Annotated in this window: 14 protein-coding genes and 1 pseudogene; 13 read left to right on the top strand and 2 right to left on the bottom strand. The window is 37.8% G+C overall.

The genetic code is table 11. The features are described 5' to 3' along the window. From QZ620_RS09590 to bshA, 8 genes and pseudogenes are all read left to right on the top strand, one after another. Positions 1-446: pseudogene (locus QZ620_RS09590) on the top strand (N-acetylmuramoyl-L-alanine amidase); the annotation flags it as partial. A gap of 54 nt (positions 447-500) precedes the next feature. Further along, positions 501-1,448, top strand: a complete 948-nt coding sequence (locus QZ620_RS09585; protein ID WP_150543809.1) for an MlaD family protein — start codon at positions 501-503, stop codon at positions 1,446-1,448. Between the two features lie 9 nt (positions 1,449-1,457). Beyond that, positions 1,458-2,801: a (Fe-S)-binding protein gene (locus QZ620_RS09580; RefSeq protein WP_150543810.1), complete on the top strand. Its 1,344-nt coding sequence runs from the start codon at positions 1,458-1,460 to the stop codon at positions 2,799-2,801. Positions 2,802-2,873: 72 nt separating this feature from the next. Beyond that, complete coding sequence (locus tag QZ620_RS09575; protein WP_150543886.1) at positions 2,874-3,254, top strand: phosphoheptose isomerase; 381 nt, start codon at positions 2,874-2,876, stop codon at positions 3,252-3,254. Positions 3,255-3,279: 25 nt separating this feature from the next. Beyond that, positions 3,280-4,071: a (Fe-S)-binding protein gene (locus tag QZ620_RS09570; RefSeq protein WP_295181092.1), complete on the top strand. Its 792-nt coding sequence runs from the start codon at positions 3,280-3,282 to the stop codon at positions 4,069-4,071. A 79-nt stretch (positions 4,072-4,150) separates the two neighbouring features. Continuing rightward, a complete protein-coding gene (locus tag QZ620_RS09565; RefSeq protein WP_295181090.1) occupies positions 4,151-4,636 on the top strand; it encodes an ABC transporter ATPase in 486 nt (161 codons plus the stop codon). Next, on the top strand, positions 4,636-7,563 hold the full coding sequence (locus QZ620_RS09560; RefSeq protein ID WP_295181088.1) for a glycoside hydrolase family 3 N-terminal domain-containing protein: 2,928 nt from the start codon (positions 4,636-4,638) through the stop codon (positions 7,561-7,563). The genes QZ620_RS09565 and QZ620_RS09560 overlap by 1 nt, the downstream gene beginning before the upstream one ends. 3 nt (positions 7,564-7,566) lie before the next feature. Beyond that, positions 7,567-8,697, top strand: coding sequence for an N-acetyl-alpha-D-glucosaminyl L-malate synthase BshA (bshA, locus tag QZ620_RS09555; RefSeq protein WP_295181086.1), 1,131 nt, complete (start codon positions 7,567-7,569; stop codon positions 8,695-8,697). A 46-nt stretch (positions 8,698-8,743) separates the two neighbouring features. Here the strand turns inward: bshA and QZ620_RS09550 are convergent, their stop codons facing one another. Continuing rightward, on the bottom strand, positions 8,744-9,241 hold the full coding sequence (locus tag QZ620_RS09550) for a hypothetical protein (protein WP_295181084.1): 498 nt from the start codon (positions 9,239-9,241) through the stop codon (positions 8,744-8,746). A 140-nt stretch (positions 9,242-9,381) separates the two neighbouring features. Here QZ620_RS09550 and QZ620_RS09545 point away from each other — a divergent pair, with 140 nt between their 5' ends. The 5 genes from QZ620_RS09545 to QZ620_RS09525 all read left to right on the top strand — a co-directional run bounded on the left by QZ620_RS09545 (position 9,382) and on the right by QZ620_RS09525 (position 17,281). Next, entirely contained in the window at positions 9,382-12,297 is a 2,916-nt protein-coding gene (locus tag QZ620_RS09545) for an FAD-binding and (Fe-S)-binding domain-containing protein (protein WP_295181095.1), read from the top strand. Between the two features lie 121 nt (positions 12,298-12,418). Further along, a complete protein-coding gene (locus tag QZ620_RS09540; protein ID WP_295181082.1) occupies positions 12,419-14,362 on the top strand; it encodes a PAS domain-containing sensor histidine kinase in 1,944 nt (647 codons plus the stop codon). A gap of 7 nt (positions 14,363-14,369) precedes the next feature. Then, entirely contained in the window at positions 14,370-14,756 is a 387-nt protein-coding gene (locus QZ620_RS09535) for a response regulator (protein WP_295181080.1), read from the top strand. Positions 14,757-14,878: 122 nt separating this feature from the next. Continuing rightward, a complete protein-coding gene (gene aroC, locus QZ620_RS09530; RefSeq protein ID WP_295181078.1) occupies positions 14,879-15,943 on the top strand; it encodes a chorismate synthase in 1,065 nt (354 codons plus the stop codon). Between the two features lie 18 nt (positions 15,944-15,961). Beyond that, a complete protein-coding gene (locus tag QZ620_RS09525) occupies positions 15,962-17,281 on the top strand; it encodes a dicarboxylate/amino acid:cation symporter (protein WP_295181076.1) in 1,320 nt (439 codons plus the stop codon). Here the strand turns inward: QZ620_RS09525 and QZ620_RS09520 are convergent. Further along, a complete protein-coding gene (locus tag QZ620_RS09520; protein ID WP_295181074.1) occupies positions 17,278-17,691 on the bottom strand; it encodes a thiol-disulfide oxidoreductase DCC family protein in 414 nt (137 codons plus the stop codon). The genes QZ620_RS09525 and QZ620_RS09520 overlap by 4 nt on opposite strands. Positions 17,692-17,814: the final 123 nt, after the last annotated feature.

The following is a 17,814-nucleotide window of genomic DNA, read 5'->3' as shown; positions in this document are numbered from 1 at the left end:
TTTTAACCAATAATAGTGAAGGGAAATTCTTAAATTCAAATGCAGGTCAACAAAAAATGGCCGCTTCTATTATTGAAGGGATTTTAAATTATAAAAACAGTTTAAATTTACATTCTACAGAGGTAGAAACACCTGCTATTTCAACTATAGAAAATACTTCATCTGCTTCAGAAGTTTATGATAATATCACTTTTAAAGTCCAATTAGCTGCTGGTTCACAGCCTTTAGAAACCAAACCCTACAATTTTAAAGGATTGGAAGGGGTAAGTCGCCAAAAAGAAGGAAAACTTTACAAATATTATTTGGGAAGTACTTCAGATTATTTAGCCATTCAAGAAAAGCAACGCAAAGCAAAAGAGGTTGGTTATAAAAATTGTTATATTGTCGCTTTTAAGAATAATCAAAAGATTAGCGTTAATGAGGCGTTAAAAAGTAAAACAAAATAGACTTGTTTTCTATTTTTAATCTTTAAATTTGTTAATCACTAAATTCATATACTCTTGAAATTAACCAACGAAGTCAAAACTGCTCTTTTAGCTATAGTCGCCATCGTACTTTTGGTATTTGGGTACAGCTTCCTAAAAGGCAATAATTTATTAGATAGCAACAGAACTTTTTACGCAGTATATAACGAGGTAGAAGGATTATCTGTTTCTTCCCCTGTAACCATTAATGGACTACAGGTAGGAACAATTACCGAAATAGGCTTTTTAAATAAAAAAGGTAGAATATTGGTAAAGATGACCGTTCAAGACAATTTTGAATTTTCTAAAAAAAGTAAAGCTCAAATTTATGGAGGGGATTTAATTGGAGGAAAATCAATGGCTATTTTACCTGATTATACAGCAGAAATAGCAAAATCTGGAGACACTTTAATAGGGGAGATTGATGAAGGTTTATTAGAATTGGTAAACGATCGTTTAAAACCATTACAAGAAAAAATAGAAAACACAGTAGTAAGTGCAGATTCTTTATTAAATGGTATCAATGGAATTTTAAATGAAGAGACAAGGGATAATTTAAAAGGAACCATTGCTAAACTTAACGAAACCATGGGCTCATTTAAAAATGCAGCTAATAATTTAGATGGTTTATTAGATCGAAATTCCAGTAAATTAGACAACACTTTTACTAATTTAGATGAAATGTCTACTAATTTAAATAACTTCTCAGATACCCTTTCTAAAGTAGAAGTAAATAGATTGGTAACAGAATTTGAAGGAGTTATCAAAGATTTTAAAGGAATTGCAGATGGGTTGAATAATGGAGAAGGTACTGCTGGAAAATTATTGAAAGATGAAAAAGTCTATAATAATTTAGACCGGGCCACCAAACAATTAGAAGAACTTTTACAAGATATTAAACTTAATCCAAAACGATACGTACATTTCTCTGTATTTGGAAAAAATGCAGGAGAATATAAAGAACCAAAAGATTCTCTAAAATAACCACCTTCTATGCAAATAGTCTCTCAAATACTTTTTGTGGTCGCGTTAGTTTTTGGTATTGGCTTTTTTGCCCGAAATATCAAAAAACTAATCAGATACATTAAACTTGGTAAAGATATAGATAGAACCGACCAACCTAACGAACGCTTTGCTAATATGGCCAGGGTAGCTTTAGGGCAGTCAAAAATGGTAAAAAGACCCATCGCGGGGATGCTTCACATCTTTGTTTATGTAGGTTTTATAATTATTAATATTGAAGTTTTAGAAATTATCATAGACGGTATTTTTGGAACTCATCGTATTTTTTCATTCTTAGGAACTGCTTATGATATACTCATCGGTTCTTTTGAGGTATTGGCCTTATTGGTTTTAATAGGAGTAATCGTTTTTTGGATTCGAAGAAATATCATTAAGCTGAAAAGGTTTTGGTCTAACGAAATGAAAGGATGGCCAAAAGATGATGCCAATTATATCCTTTATTTTGAAATGGTGCTTATGAGCTTATTTCTTATCATGAATGGAGCCGATCATCAATTGCAAATCTTAGGAGCCCATCATTACGCCAACGAAGCCGGAATTATGGGATCTTTTCCTATAAGTCAGTTTTTACTACCACTATTTGACGGATTAAGTATTTCAACCTTAATTATTATAGAACGAGCCGCTTGGTGGTTACATATTCTAGGAATTTTATTCTTTTTGAATTACTTATACTATTCAAAACACCTTCATATTTTATTGGCTTTCCCAAATACCTATTATGCGAAACTAAAACCTAAAGGGGAATTAGATAACCTAGAAGCGGTTACCAATGAAGTAAAATTAATGATGGATCCGAATGCAGATCCATTCGCTGCACCAGAAGCAACTGAAGGCGAAGAAGAAGTACCTGAAAAATTTGGAGCTAGTGACGTACACGACCTCAATTGGGTACAACTTTTAAACGCCTATACCTGTACTGAATGTGGACGCTGTACTTCAGAATGTCCCGCCAATCAGACCGGCAAAAAACTTTCTCCGCGTAAAATTATGATGGATACCCGCGACCGTTTAGAGGAAGTAGGAAAAAATATAGAAAAAAATAAAGAATTTAAAGACGACGGAAAGCAGCTGTTAAACGATTATATTACTACTGAAGAACTTTGGGCATGTACTACTTGTAATGCGTGTGTAGAAGCTTGTCCGGTAGGTATAGATCCACTTTCTATTATTATCGACATGAGACGTTATTTAATGATGGAACAAAGTGCTGCTCCCAACGAACTGAATATATCTATGGGGAACATAGAAAATAATGGAGCTCCGTGGCCATATAACCAAATGGACCGATTAAATTGGGCTAACGAAAACTAAACAATTGTGAAAGAAAGAAAAGACGAAAAGGACGTAGAAGATTTACTAAAAGATAAATCTGAAAATGGAGAATTGGTAAGTCCTGTTCTTCCTCGAGAGGTAAAAAATTACCTTATCGATATAGACGGGACCATTACAGAAGACGTTCCCAATGAAGAGCCGGAACGTATGAAAACCTGTAAACCTTTTGAAGACGCTCTACATACTATTAATAAATGGTATGAAAAAGGACATCGCATCTGTTTTTTCACTTCAAGAACAGAAGATCACCGCGAAATTACGGAGACTTGGCTAGACGAAAACGGATTTAAATATCACAGTTTACTCATGGGAAAACCAAGAGGCGGAAATTATCACTGGATAGATAACCACTTGGTAAAAGCCACACGTTACAAAGGAAAGTTTACCGATTTAGTAGAAAAAAGTGTAAAAATTCAAGTGTTTAAAGATTAATTCTTTCACTTAAAAAATAAATTTTATGGCAGAAGCAATTAAAGTACCTACAATGGCAGAATATATGGCAGAAGGCAAAAAGCCTGAAGTTCTGTTCTGGGTTGGTTGTTCGGGAAGTTTCGATGATCGTGCTAAAAAAATCACTAAGGCATTCGTAAAACTTTTACATAAGGCTGGAGTGGACTTTGCTGTTTTAGGAACCGAGGAAAGCTGTACCGGGGATCCTGCAAAAAGAGCTGGAAACGAATTTCTTTTCCAAATGCAGGCTGCTACCAATATTGAAGTGTTGAATGGTTATGAGATCAAAAAGGTGGTTACTGCCTGTCCTCACTGTTTCAATACCATCAAAAATGAATATCCAGCTCTTGGTGGAAATTACGAGGTAATGCACCACACTCAGTTTTTAAAAGATCTTTTGAATGAAGGTCGTCTAAAGGTTGAAGGAGGAAAATTCAAAGGAAAAAGAATTACTTTCCATGATCCATGTTATTTAGGTCGCGCAAACAATGAATATGAAGCTCCTCGTGATCTTCTGCGGAAGCTTGAAGTTGAGCTTGTTGAAATGCGCAAGTGTAAGAAGAATGGCTTATGCTGTGGAGCCGGAGGAGGACAAATGTTCAAGGAACCTGAACCAGGAAACAAGGATGTGAACATCGAACGTACTGAGCAGGCTATGGAAGTGAAACCTGAAATTATTGCCGCTGGTTGTCCATTCTGCAATACCATGATGACAGATGGGGTTAAGAACAAGGAAAAGGAAGATAGCATCGAAGTTATGGATGTTGCTGAAATGATCGCCAGCGCAGACGAACTTTAAATTCTAAAAGTTAAAAGACCAGTCTCTATTTGACTCCAAGGCTAAATCAATTAGATTTGTGTGAATACAAATTTAGCCTATGTTAGTACCATTTGATAGCCTTTCAGAAGATTCAAGAGTTTGGATTTATCAGGCAAATAGATCTTTTACAGAAGATGAATTACAGGAGATCTCATCAAGATTAGACCAGTTCATTGAAAGATGGACGGCACACGGAGGAGATCTTAAGGCTTCCTACGATATCAAGTACAAAAGATTTATTACAATAGCCCTGGATCAGAAATTGAATGCTGCAACAGGTTGTTCTATCGATTCTTCCGTGCAATTTATTCAACAACTGGAGAAAGATTATGATGTGGATCTTCTCGATAAAATGAATGTATCCTATAAACAGGGAGAATTCGTTGCTTATAAAACACTTACCGATTTTAGAAAAATGGCTAAGGATAAAGCGGTGTCCATGAATACGATCGTATTCAATAATCTCGTTAATACCAAAGCCGAATATCTTACAGATTGGGAAGTACCTGCTTCTGAGAGCTGGCATAAACGCTTCATGAAATAATGATATTGAGAACCCTGTCCCTCAAATTACCACTTTTACTCTTTTTAGTTTTCAGTCTTGGTGCATTCTCCCAGGTAAAAAACCCATTGTTCACCAAAGATCATGCTGCTCAAAAGCATTGGGTGGATAGTACGTATGACTCCATGAATCTTAAGGAAAGAGTGGGGCAGCTATTCATGGCAAGTATCTGGTCTAAAAATGATAACGAAGCCGATACTATTCGTAAACTAATTGCTGAAAATCACATTGGCGGACTTATTTTTTCCAAAGGTGGTCCGGTGAAACAGGCTCAGTTGACGAATGAGTTTCAGAAGATGTCTAAAGTTCCATTGCTAATTGGAATGGATGCCGAATGGGGGCTTGCCATGCGACTTGACAGCACTTTTGCCTTGCCATGGAATATGACTCTTGGAGCCATACAGGATAATCAACTGGTCGAGGAAGCTGGCGCAGCTATTTCCAAGCAAACTAAGAGATTGGGGGTGCACTTTAACTTTGCCCCAGTAGTGGATATTAATACCAATCCAGACAATCCAATTATAGGAAACAGGTCATTTGGGGAAGATAAATTTAATGTCACTGAAAAATCTCTTGCGTTTATGCGAGGTATGCACCGCGAGGGAGCACTTAGCAGCGCAAAACATTTTCCAGGTCATGGCGATACAGATTCCGATTCGCATAAGACGTTACCAACGATCAATTTCTCTGCGGAAAGGATCGAACGTGTAGAACTTTATCCTTATAAAAAATTAATTCCTGAAGGGCTTAGTAGTATCATGGTAGCGCATCTCAACGTCCCAGATTTAGAGCCTACAGATGGCAAGCCTGCCTCATTATCAAAAGATATTATCACAGATATACTGAAGAAAGAGCTTGGCTTTAATGGTCTTATTTTTACTGATGCACTTGACATGAAAGGTGTTTCCAGAAATATGGAACCAGGAGAAGTGGATCTTGATGCCTTTCGTGCGGGGAACGATATCCTGTTAATGAGTGAAGACGTTAGCAGAGCTTCTCAAAGTATCATGGATGCAGTAAATGATGGTACTATTAGTGAAAACCGATTGGCACTTTCAGTAAAGAAAATATTATACGCTAAGTATAAAGCTGGTCTTGATAAATTTAAACCGGTTAGTACAAATTTCCTGATAGAAGAATTATATACTTCACGTGACGAAGCTTTACTGGAAGAGCTCTACGAAAACGCTGCAACGCTGATCAAAAATAATAAAGCTGTAGTTCCGGTTAAAGATCTTTCAGAAGAGAAGATTGCCTATGTGAATTTTGGGGATGACGATGGTAGTGCTTTTCTTCAGCAGCTAAAGAAATATGCGAAAGTAGATTGGGTTCAGGCAGATAAGTTGGCCTCGCTACTTGACAAACTGGAAGAATATGATCGTGTGATCATTGGTTTCCACAAATCGAATAGCAGTCCGTGGGCTTCCTATAAATTTTCAAATAACGAATTGGTATGGTTACATGAGATTGCCCGTAAAAATAAAACAATCCTGGCACTATTCGCAAGACCTTACGCACTACTTGATGTAAAAAGCTTTACGAATATTGAAGGGATCCTAATTGGTTACCAGAATCATCCATTGGCTCAGAAAAAAGTGGGTCAGATAATTTTTGGAGCAGCTCAGGCGAAAGGTCGTCTTCCGGTTAGCATCCAGAATGAATTTCCAGCAGGAAGCGGTTTTAATACTAAGGATGTTGATCGTTTAGCTTATGGAACTCCGGAAAGCGTTGGAATGAATTCCCATAAACTTCAGAAGATTGATAGTATTATTAATTATGCTATTTCAGAAAGAATGACCCCGGGAGCACAGATACTCGTTGCCCGGCAGGGAAAAGTGATATACCAGAAGAATTTTGGTTATCAAACTTATGAAGAAGAGTTGCCTGTGACCGATACTACGGTTTATGATCTGGCATCTCTTACCAAGATCCTGGCAACTTTACCGCTGGTCATGGAATTGGATGAGAAAGAAGTTCTTGATTTTGATACTACGCTTGGGGAATTACTTCCTTCTTTAAAAGGTTCGAATAAATCCAATATCAAATTGCAGGATATGTTGATGCATTATGCTCGATTGCAAGCCTGGATCCCTTTTTATATTTCTACCCTTGATTCTGAAACTAAGGGACTTTCTGCAAAATATTATAACACTTTACCTTCTGAAACGTACAATACTCAGGTTGCAGACAATATGTTTATAAGAAAAGATATTGGTGACACTATTATCAATACGATCAGACTTAGCGATCTTGAGAAAACGAGGTCTTATAAATATAGTGATCTACCGTACTATCTATTAAAATATTACCTGGAGAGCTATTACGACTCTTCGCTTCAAAACATTACACAGGAACATTTTTATAAATCCCTGGGTGCTAATTACACTGGGTATTTACCCAAAACTAGGTTTGATAGCCTGCAAATAGCGCCTACTGAGAATGATCAATTATGGCGAAGGCAGGTTGTTCGTGGATATGTTCATGACCAGGGTGCTGCGATGCAAGGTGGAATTGGAGGCCACGCAGGTTTGTTTAGTACTGCAAATGATGTCGCTAAATTAATGCAAACCTATTTAAATGGTGGTTCTTATGGCGGGAAGAAATATTTACGTGAAGAGACTATTGAGAAATATAATACCTGCTATTATTGTGAACAGAATGTAAGAAGAGGTGTAGGTTTCGACAAACCACAGCTTGGATCTTCAGGGCCAACCTGTAACTGCTTGTCTATGAAAAGCTTTGGACATAGCGGATTTACAGGAACATTCGCCTGGGCCGACCCTGAAGAAGAGATAGTTTATGTATTTTTATCAAACAGAACTTTTCCTGATTCAACGAACAGGAAACTCATCAGGGAAGATATCCGGTCTGAGATCCAGAAAGTGATTTACGAATCTATAGATTTCTAATTAATGAAAATTGCAATTGTTTGTTATCCTACTTTTGGTGGTAGCGGAGTAGTAGCCACCGAGTTAGGCTTAGCGCTATCCAGACGTGGTCATGAAGTTCATTTTGTTACCTATAAACAGCCGGTAAGGTTGGAAACAATTTCCAGTCATATCAGGTTTCATGAAGTGAACGTTCCGGAATATCCGTTATTTCATTACCAACCCTATGAGCTTGCTTTAAGTAGTAAACTGGTAAATGTTATAAAAAACTACGGCATAGAACTTCTGCATGTTCATTACGCGATTCCTCATGCTTATGCTGGTTATATGGCTAAAAAGATGCTGGTTGAAGAAGGAATCGAAATCCCAATGGTGACGACTTTGCATGGAACAGATATCACCCTGGTTGGAAATCACCCATTTTATAAGCCTGCAGTAACCTTTAGTATCAATAAAAGTGATTATGTTACTTCTGTTTCAGAAAGCTTAAAAGAGGACACCCTAAGGCACTTTGACGTCAAGACAGATATTGAAGTTATTCCTAACTTTATTGATGTATCTAAATTTCAGAAGAAAACATTTACAGACTGCCAGAGAGAACTGATGGCGCAATCTGATGAAAAAATTATTACACATGTAAGTAACTTTCGGAAAGTAAAGAGGGTTGATGATGTCGTAAAGATTTTCTTTGAAATTCAGAAATCTGTAAGTGCCCGTTTAATGATGGTAGGTGAAGGTCCGGAAAGAGAAACAGCGGAAAAACTGGTTCGCGATCTGGGTATGAGAGACAAAGTATTATTCCTGGGGCAAAGTAATGAAATTGATAAGATCCTGTGCTTTTCAGATCTGTTCCTTCTACCTTCTGAAACTGAGAGTTTTGGATTGGCTGCACTTGAAGCAATGGTTCACTCTGTCCCTGTAATATCCACTAATACTGGAGGTTTGCCAGAAGTGAATAAAGATGATTTCTCAGGTTATCTTCATGAAGTAGGTGATGTATCGGCCATGGCTAACAGTGCTATATCAATTTTAGAAACAGAAGAAGTTCTACGGAAATTTAAAAGGCAGGCTGGAGAAACAGCAAGGGATTTTGATATCAATATGATCGTTCCAAGGTATGAGGAACTATACAATAAGGCTTTGAGTAAAGCATAAAAAAAGGAGCCAATTGGCTCCTTTTTTCTTTTTATCTTCTCATCAATTAGAATTGGTATCTAATACCTAAAGCAACATCTGGAGTAAATTCATTGTGATCATCATAATCTGAAAATCCAATTTCAGGTCTGAAATCTAATGATAACAATAGTGGGAAATCAAAATTATATTCGATCCCTACGTTACCAGCCAGTAATGCAAAAACACCATCATTACGATCTATATCACCACCTCGGTTGTCATCGTAATTACCAAGTCCCGCACCAGCACCTGCGTACCAGTTAAAACCTCCTTCAATGTTCCATACCCATTGGTACAATCCAACAAGCTTGATAGCATCGTAATTGCTATCATTTCTCCATCCAAGATCGAATTCTAACCTGTTGTTCTCACTTGTTGCTCTCTGATATGAAACTTCGGCGCCAAATCCTCCACCATCACCTACTCTTAAACCAAGTGCATTTTGAGATATCTGCTGTGCATTGGCCTCATTCAGAAATACAGCTCCAAAAATAAAAGCTGCAAATAGAACTACTTTTTTCATGTTTGATTGTTTTAAATTCATCCTGGCAAATTTATGCCGTTTACCAATATGAGAACGTCCAGGCTAGTAAATGTATTGTTAATATTAATTAAGATTCTGTTAAGTAGGTAAACTGAAACTTCCTAAATTTGAGTATGAAAATGAAGAATTCCCTGCTGCAGCTTGCTAAAGATTTAGAAGGAGAGCTATGCCATGATGAGCTCTGGAAAACTATTTACGCGACCGATGCTTCTGTCTATCGAGAAATTCCACTAGCTGTAAGCATACCAAAGTCGAAGCAAGATCTTATTAGACTTATAAGATTCGCCAGGGAAAATAAAATTACCTTGATCCCGAGGACTGCTGGAACTTCATTGGCTGGGCAATGCACTGGTAATGGGATAGTAGTAGATGTGTCGCGTCATTTTACCGATATTATCAATATCGACCCCGAAAGCAAGACAGTAACTCTTCAGCCTGGAGTGATTCGGGATGATCTCAACCGAAAACTTTATAAGCATGGTCTTTTTTTCGGGCCTAATACTTCGACCTCTAACCGCTGTATGATAGGAGGGATGGTAGGGAACAATTCCAGTGGAACAACTTCGATCAGGTATGGTACAACCCGGGATAGGATCAAATCTATCAAAGCACTGTTAAGTGATGGAAGTGAAGTTGAGTTTAGAGATCTTACAAAAATTGAATTTCAGAAAAAATTAAAGATCAAGGGACTGGAGGGTGATATTTATCGTAAGATCCAGGATATACTTAATTCAGAAGAAAACAAAGAATCGATCATTAGCAATTTTCCTCCTATGGAACTACATAGGCGAAATACAGGCTACGCTCTGGATGAGTTGTTGTATACTGAACTATTCTCGGATTCTGAAAGAAAACTGAATATCTGCGATCTCATTGCAGGTAGTGAAGGAACCCTGGCTTTTATTATTGAAATAACGCTAAAGCTGGATATTCTACCTCCTTCAGAAAAGGCGATGATCGCAGTGCATTTTCGTTCTATTGATGCCTGTATGCAAGCGGTAGTTCCAGCTATGGAGCATTCGCTATTTACCTGTGAGATGATGGATAAGATCATTCTCGACTGCACCAGTGATAATTTGAAATATCGTGAGAATAGATTCTTTATAGAAGATGATCCTGAGGCTATCCTGATGCTTGAGTTACGCGCAGAAACACAGGAAGTACTTGAGGAGAAATTGGAAGCTTTGATGAGTACACTTAAAAGTTCCAATCTTGGTTATGCCTTTCCCGTTCTTTATGGTGATCAAATTGATCTCGCTCTGGATCTTCGGAAAGCCGGATTGGGATTACTGGGTAACATGAAGGGAGACCGTAAAGCTGTTGCGTGTATTGAAGATACAGCTGTAGCCATTCCGGTATTGGCAGATTATATTGCGGAGTTTACACAGATCATGAAAAATTATGATCAGCAAGCCGTTTATTATGCACATGCTGGTGCCGGAGAGATTCACTTACGTCCTATTTTGAATCTGAAAAAATCTGAAGACGTTGGTTTATTCCGAAGTATTACGCTGGATGTAGCGAAACTGGTTAAAAAATATAATGGTTCTCTTAGTGGAGAACATGGCGATGGAAGGTTAAGAGCAGAATTTATTGAACTTATGTATGGTGAAAAAGTGTATTCTCTGCTGAAAGATATAAAGTTTGCTTTCGATCCAGATAATATTTTTAATAAGGGTAAGATCGTGGATGCACCTGCTATGGATACTTCTCTTAGATATGTTCCAGATCGTAAAGAACCCGAGATCGAAACCATCATGGATTTTTCTGATGCTGAAGGAGTTCTTAAGCTGGCCGAAAAATGTAATGGGAGTGGTGATTGCCGAAAGTCGGTAGAAGCGGGAGGAACCATGTGTCCAAGTTACAGGGCGACCAGAGATGAAAAAGATACCACCAGGGCTCGTGCAAATGCTTTGAGGGAATTTCTTACAAATTCAGATAGGGAGAACAGGTTTGATCATCCAGAATTAAAGGAAGTGCTGGATCTATGTATTAGCTGTAAAGGATGTAAAAGTGAATGTCCATCCAATGTGGATATGGCAGCTCTTAAAGTTGAATTTCAATTTCAATATTACAAATCGAACAAACCTAGTTTAAGGGATCGAACTTTTGCGGGTATCACCAAGCAAAACGCTATGGCATCTAAAGTTCCTGGTCTATCACGATTTGTAATGCAGAACAAATTTACTTCCAGAATAGCAAAAGAATTACTTGGGGTAGCGGTAGAAAGAGAACTTCCAGCAATTGGAAAGACTACGCTCAAAAAGTATTATCTGACCAATAAAGAGAAGCTCAAAGTTCAGGATCCTGTTAGAACTGTTTATCTATTTAATGATGAATTTACAAATTATCTCGATGTAGAAGTTGGTATTGATGCGCTCAAATTATTAAGTCGGTTAGGCTACCAGGTGATAATGATTGACCATCCTGAAAGCGGAAGGAGTTACCTTTCCAAAGGTTTTCTGGCTGACGCAAAGAATTTGGCTAATGAGAATATAAGAATATTTAATCCCTTAATAAATAAGGAAACTCCATTGCTTGGAGTGGAACCTTCTGCGATCTTAAGCTTTAGAGATGAGTACCTACGACTGGCAGATGATAAGGAATCTGCTAATGAGCTTTCTGAGAATTGCTTTATTATTGAAGAATTTCTGAAACAGGAGCTTGCAGTAGGTAATATTAGAAAGGAACATTTCACAAATCAGGCAGCAGTTATTAAAATTCATGGACACTGTCACCAAAAAGCCTTATCCAATACCTCCCGAACTTTTGATATTCTTAATATTCCTGAAAACTATAAAGTAACTATCATTCCTTCAGGATGTTGTGGTATGGCTGGATCTTTCGGTTATGAAAAAGAACATTACGAGATCAGTATGCGAATAGGGGAGAATTCACTATTTCCGGCTATTCGAAAGAGTAATGAAAGCACGATCATATCTGCCAACGGAACCAGCTGTAGACACCAAATTAAGGATGGCACTGGAAGAATAGCACAACACCCGGTAAGTATTTTATACAAGGCGCTTGCCTAAAGACGCAAAGTTTTGTTAATGCTTTATTAATTGTAATTCTAGGACTTTCAAAACATTAAATTTAGCCCTCTAAATTAAAACTAATAAGAGCTTCGAATACGGTATGTCAATGGATAAAGAAATGCGAATTAAGCAACTCGAAGAAGACTTACAACGGGCCAGGGAGAAAATTGATGAATTAGAAACTGCAAATATTAAGTTTGAAGCAAAAACTAATAGATCTCTATCTAATAATATTTTTGATTTAAAGGAATCGGTTATAGATAACATTCATCATCCTCTGGTAATCCTTGATGATAAACTTAAAGTTGTATTTGCAAATAAATACTTTCTTAAGACATTTAAAATATCTTCTGAAGAAGTTCAGGATACATTAATTTATGAAGTAAAGGCTGCTCAGTGGGATATTCCGCAGCTCAAAACTGTACTGGAAACAATTTTACCTTCAAATAGCAGAATGACAAATTTCGAAATGCAGGTAGAAGGCAATGGTGGTACAGAAAAGCACTTGCTTCTAAATGCTAGTGAAATACAGTTATCCGGGACTGATAGTAATTTTATCTTACTTAGTATTGAAAATATTACTAAAAGAAAAATAGCTCAAAATAATTTAAAGAAGAGCCAGCAGCAATTCCGTGATCTATTTTATTCTACAACAAGTTTGATAGCGATATTTCATGGACCAGATCATGTGGTAGATATGGCCAACGATGCTATTGTTAAAGTATGGGGGAAGGGAAAAACAGTAATTGGGAAACCTATTGTGGAGATCTTACCAGAGATTGAAGACCAAGGTTTGGTGGATTTATTAAACCGGGTTTATTCTACCGGTGAACCTTTTCATGCCGTTGAAAAACCAATTGCCTTTAATATTGACGGGGTTATAGAAGAAAGATATTTTGATATCCTATATCAACCACAAAGAGATAGTAATGGTAATATTATTGGAGTGGCAAATATCTCGAGTGATGTAACTAAACAGGCATTACTGAATAAACAAATCAGAAAAAGTGAGACTGATTTTAGACAGCTCGTTAATTTTATGCCTCATAAAATTAGTATAGCTGGACTGGATTCTAAGGTCAAATTTTACAATCAGAGTTGGTTGGATTATGTTGGACTAAACTTGAAGGAATTTTTGGAAAGACCGTGGTTGGATATTATTCATCCCGAAGATAAAGAAAGAGTTTCCAATGAAGTAGCGCTACATTTGAGTAATGGTGAGTCTTTAGAGACTGAAATTAGGCTTCTGAATAAAAAAGGCGATTACTTGTGGCATCTCTGTCGCAGCAATCCTTTAAAGGATGTAGACGGTAAAATTTACTCATGGCTAACCTCCAGTACTGAAATTCATAAATTAAAAGATGATGAGAAGCGAAAGGAAAGTTTTTTAAGGCTGGTAAGCCATGAACTCAAGACTCCAGTTACTTCCATTAAAGGCTACATACAATTGCTACAATCTATATTGCCTGAGAATGTAGAGACAGATTCTAAGAATATTCCTGTGAAACCATATTTACATAGAATAGAAAGCCAGATCGAAAGACTTATCCGGTTAATATCTGAAATGCTCGATTTAAGTCGAATTGAACAAAATGAACTAATTCTGGAGCTCAGCGATTTTCAATTGAATGAACAGATCGAAACGGTAGTTGAAGATCTTTCTTTTTCATATCGCGAAATGCAAATTGATATTAATCACATGGACCAAATATCTGTAAATGCTGATCGAGAGAGAATTGGGCAGGTTATAACTAATCTTATTACGAATGCTGTAAAATATTCTCCAGACGCTAAGAAAGTATCCATAAGGATTTTTAAGACTGATGAAAATCAAGCAGCGGTAAGTGTTAAAGATTATGGAATTGGTATTGCTTTGCAGGAACAACAACAAATTTTTAAACGTTTCTACAGAGTCTCTGGAAATAAAGATGAAACTTATGAAGGCTTCGGAATAGGACTGTATCTGTCAAATGAAATTATAGAAAAACATCAAGGAAAGATTGTTGTGAAAAGTGAACCTGGTAAAGGTTCAGAATTTACTTTTATATTACCCCTAAAATAAATGAAGAATGGCTAGAATCTTAATCGTAGATGACGATCAAACTATAGGATTAATGCTTAAAGATATACTTGAATTCTCAGATCATAAAGTTACTGTATCTCAGCAACCTAAGCTCACTAAAGAGAATATCTTGCAGCATGATATAGAACTGATACTTCTGGATAAACTTATATCTGGTGTAGATGGTACAGATGTGTGTGCAGAACTAAAATCAGACGAGGAAGTCGCTCATGTACCAATCATTATGATGTCTGCATTGCACAATGTAGGTGACCTTTGTAAATCTGTAGGTGCCGTTGAATTTATCCCAAAGCCATTCGATATGGAGACTCTTTTAAACAGAGTGTCTGAAGTTCTTGCGAAGGACAAAAGTGGAGAGTCCACAAGATCCTAGAAATTCATGGATTAAATAATATAATTCTAAATTAAGCATTAGCCTTTTCCTGCATTGGGAATATATAGGATTCCACTTTCAAATATGTTCTTAAAAAATTACATTTGTTCAAAATCGAATAAATGGCAGGAAATTCTATAGGCACACTCTTCAGATTAACTACGTTTGGTGAATCTCATGGTGTCGCTATTGGTGGTGTGATTGATGGATGTCCTGCAGGAGTTAAGCTAGATATAGAGAAGATACAGCAAGACCTGGATAGAAGACGTCCCGGGCAATCTGCAATCGTGACTCAGCGTAAGGAGCCTGACACTGTAGAATTTCTGTCAGGAATTTTCGAAGGTCAGTCAACCGGAACACCCATTGGATTCGTAATTAAAAATGCGAATCAAAAATCTAAGGATTATTCTCATATAAAAGATACTTACAGGCCTTCCCATGCCGACTATACCTACGACGAAAAGTATGGTGTTCGCGATTACCGTGGCGGTGGAAGATCATCGGCCAGAGAGACGGCATGTAGGGTTGTTGCTGGCAGTATTGCCAAACAGCTATTAAATTCTCTTCAATTTAATGCCTATGTTTCTACTGTAGGTCATATTGAACTAAATAAAAAATACCAGGAACTGGACTTTTCAGAAGTTGAAAAAAATCCGGTGCGTTGTCCAGATCCTGCCAAGGCTAAAGAAATGGAGACTTATATCAAGGAAATTCGATCGAGCGGTGATACCGTTGGCGGAATCGTTGATTGTGTTATCCAGAATGTCCCTAAAGGTCTGGGTGAACCTGTTTTTGATAAATTACATGCTGAACTTGGTAAAGCGATGCTTTCCATCAACGCTGTAAAGGGTTTTGAATACGGCAGCGGATTTGCCGGAACTACCATGAAAGGTAGCGAACACAACGACCAGTTCAACCAGGATGGTTCTACGAAGACTAATTTAAGTGGCGGTATCCAGGGAGGAATTAGTAATGGGATGGATATTTACTTCAGAGTAGCTTTCAAACCAGTTGCAACATTAATGCAAAAGCAACAAACGATCAATTCCAAAGGACAGAAGGTGGATATGCAAGGGAAAGGAAGGCATGATCCATGTGTTGTGCCTAGAGCAGTGCCCATCGTAGAAGCCATGGCCGCAATTGTTATGGCCGACTATTTTCTTCATAATAAATCATCAAAAATTTAATAGTAGAATATTAGGTATATGAAAAAACTCGCGTTGCACTGGCAGATACTTTTAGGAATGGCCGCTGGTGTCATTTTTGGACTTATCATGACTAATTTTAGTTGGGGACCAGAATTTACAGGGGATTGGATCAAACCTTTCGGGAACATATTTATCAATGCACTTAAGTTAATTGCAGTGCCATTGATTCTTGCCTCACTTATCAAGGGGATCTCCGATCTTAAAGATATTTCAAAGTTGTCCAAGATGGGAACCAGAACCATTGCGACCTATGTAATTACAACCGTGATCGCAGTTTCCATAGGATTGCTCATGGTAAACCTTATTGCGCCTGGGAAAGCGATTTCTGAAGAAACGCGTAGTGATCTAATTGCCAGTTATGAAGGGGATGCTTCGGTTAGAATCACAGATGCCCAGAAGCAGAAGGATGCGGGACCTTTACAGGCTCTGGAAGAATTAGTGCCGAGTAATATTTTTGGTGCGGCCAGCGATAACGGGAACATGCTTCAGGTGATATTTTTCGCCATATTCTTTGGACTCGGACTCATCCTTATTCCTGAAAAAACAGCGAAACCAGTTAAGGATTTCTTTGATGGTTTTAATGAAGTCATTTTAAAAATGATCGACCTTATCATGCTAACTGCACCATACGGTGTATTTGCTTTACTGGCAGCACTTGTTGTAGAATCACCAAGTGCAGATCTCTTTGCGGCTCTGGCTATGTATGCACTCACTGTACTGCTAGGTTTAGCTCTTATGATAGGAGTATATATTTTGCTGGTATGGATCTTTACAAAGAATACACCATCATTTTTCCTTAATGGAATCGGGCCTGCTCAATTACTTGCTTTCTCTACAAGTTCCAGTGCTGCCACGCTTCCTGTTACGATGGAAAGGGTAGAAGAACACATGGGTGTAAATAAGGAGGTTACTAGTTTCGTGCTTCCAATTGGCGCCACGATCAATATGGATGGTACGAGTCTTTACCAGGCGGTCGCCGCCGTATTTATCGCACAGGCATTCGGGATGGACCTATCACTAGGTGCCCAATTGGGAATCATCGCAACAGCTACATTGGCTTCTATAGGCTCAGCGGCAGTGCCGGGAGCCGGAATGGTAATGCTGGTAATTGTACTTGCACAAGCTGGAATTCCTGAAGCAGGATTGGCTTTAATATTTGCAGTGGATAGACCATTGGATATGTGTAGAACCACGGTTAATGTAACCGGAGATGCTGCCGTATCGTTAATGGTAGCGAAATCTGTAGATATGATGGGGCCACCAAATGTTAAAGACTGGGATGATGATTATCATCCTGAAAATGAGGAGACCGTTTAATCCAGAAATTTAGATTTTAGTTCGGGAGTAGGGATCATACAGTTATCCTTCTTCCCGAACCACTTATATCGATTGCTGGCCACAAAATCATAGATGCTATCTCTCAAACCCTCAGGTAAAAACAAGAAGTTTTTCAATAAAGAATATCCTCCATCAAGGTCTCTTGAGATTTCCAGGGCTGCAGTAGATTTTCTATAATAAGCCACACCTGGTTCAATCAGCATAATTGAATCCAGGTCTTCAGGATCAAAGCCTCTTTCTTCAATGAGCCTTTTCCCGGTTTCACTTTGAAGGGATGCGAACCTAAACCTATCCTTGCGGTCATGTTTAATTATGAACTGTACCGCGTTATTGCAAAGGTTACAAACGCCATCAAACAGAATGATCTTATGTTTGGAAGTATTTTCCATTACTATTTCTTTTTAGCAGATTGTACGAGTTCCAATTGAGCCATTCCTACAGAAGTGGTGAAAATACCATAATTGACAAGAGCTTTGTCTTTTTCTATATTATCGATAGTTCCAACCGCTTTT

It is taken from the genome of uncultured Christiangramia sp. (assembly GCF_913046405.1).
Lineage (GTDB): Bacteria > Bacteroidota > Bacteroidia > Flavobacteriales > Flavobacteriaceae > Christiangramia > Christiangramia marina.
The sequence above is the reverse complement of the archived record's forward strand: the minus strand, read 5'-3'. Positions and strand labels throughout refer to the sequence as shown.